1 protein-coding gene is annotated in these 1,673 nt (G+C 62.5%); it reads left to right on the forward strand.

Annotated elements, in window-relative coordinates; all coding sequences use genetic code 11:
* Positions 1-74 precede the first annotated feature (74 nt).
* Positions 75-1,631 (forward strand): ISL3 family transposase, encoded by a 1,557-nt coding sequence (locus BHD06_RS22590; RefSeq protein WP_139784867.1) that lies wholly within the window; start codon positions 75-77, stop codon positions 1,629-1,631.
* The last annotated feature ends 42 nt before the right edge of the window (positions 1,632-1,673 follow it).

A 1,673-nucleotide genomic window follows, 5' to 3' on the forward strand; every position in this document is an offset into this window, starting at 1 on the left:
GGCTCTGACGCAGATTTGGTGCAGTTCTGGCATAGCTAACGCTATATTTCGGCCATCTTTCGCGGAGGTTGCCGATGGCGTTGCACTTTTCACGGCGGGATTTTCTACCCGCAGGTCTCAAGGCCGATCAGATCGAACTTGTCGAAAACACGATCCGGATCCATTCACATTCTGCCAAAACTGCGGCGGCCTGTCCGCACTGCGGCACGATTTCGCGTCATGTCCACAGCAGGTATCGGCGTCGTCCGGCTGATCTGCCTGCTCATGGCCGGGCTGTGGAATTGGTCTTGCTGGTTCGTCGCTTTCGGTGCCGCGCCATGAATTGCTCTGCGAAGATATTCGCGGAGCGGTTTCCGCCTGCCGTGACCCGGCCGTATGCGCGGCGCACCTCCCGTCTGCAAGGGCTGGTCCGGCACCTTGGCTTGGCACTGGGCGGACGTCCAGCACAGGCACTTGCTGCACGGCTCCAGCTGCCGGCCAGCAAGGATACCTTTCTGCGCAGCATTCGAAGCACGGCGAAGGCTGCCAGCAGCGAACTCCGCGTCATCGGCATCGATGATTGGGCATGGCGCAAAGGTCAGCGGTACGGCACGTTGATCTGCGATCTGGAGCGGCGCCGGGTCATCGATCTTCTTCCGGACCGGGAGCCTGCTACGGTCGAGGCGTGGCTGCGGGCCCGGCCAGGGATCGAGGTCGTCGCCCGTGACCGCAACGGGGGATATGGCAGTGCGGTCTCAAGGGCTTTGCCGAAGGCGGTTCAGGTCGCCGACCGCTGGCACCTGTTGGAGAATGCGAGCGCGGCCTTCCTGTCCGCAGTACAGCGGAACATGCCTGCCATCCGAAAGGCGACCGGGGCGAATACCCTCGATCCGAAGCTGCTGACGGCGGCGGAAAGGCTGCAATACGAGGGCTTCCTGCGTCGCCAGCAGACCAATCGATTGGTTCGCCAGATGGCCGATGATGGCACTCCCATCAAACGCATCGTTCGCCTGACCGGGCTGAGCCGCGGTTTGGTTCGCCAAATCGTTCGCGGGGAGCGTGAGGACGTTTTCCGAATCCGCGAGAGCAGTCTCACCCCTTGGCTACCGCGGCTGGAACGGGAATGGGCAGGAGGCTGCCGGAATGGTACAGAACTTTGGCGTAGGATGCGCGCCGACGGCTTCCAAGGCAGCCTTCGCGTGATCGGAGAATGGGCAACACGCCAACGTCGAGCAGAGCAAGCAGTGCCGTCGGGAACTGGAAGGTCTCCCTCCGCGCGCAAGATTGCCCGCCTCTTAATCATGGGCCGAGATCACCTGAGCAAGGCCGATGCAATCCAGATTGCAAGGATCGAGGCCGCGCTGCCAGCGCTGGCCACCGCCCGAAGGCTAACCGACCGGTTCACGGACATGGTGCGGAATGCTCGCGAAAGCGAGTTGGCGGGATGGCTGGATGAAGCGGAGGCCGGGCTGCTCTGTTCCTTCGCCCGCGGGCTCCGGCGCGATCAAGCCGCAGTCGCCGCAGCCCTGCGGGAGCCGTGGTCAAACGGGCAAACCGAGGGCCAAATCAATCGTCTCAAGATCCTGAAACGTCAGATGTATGGCCGGGCGAACATCGACCTGCTCAGAGCCCGGCTTGTTGCAGCGTCCTGATAGGAAGGAACCTCCAAGCTGCACCGAAATTGATTCAGAGCC

Origin of the sequence: Roseovarius sp. A-2 (assembly GCF_002072155.1) — a bacterium.
Lineage (GTDB): Bacteria > Pseudomonadota > Alphaproteobacteria > Rhodobacterales > Rhodobacteraceae > Roseovarius.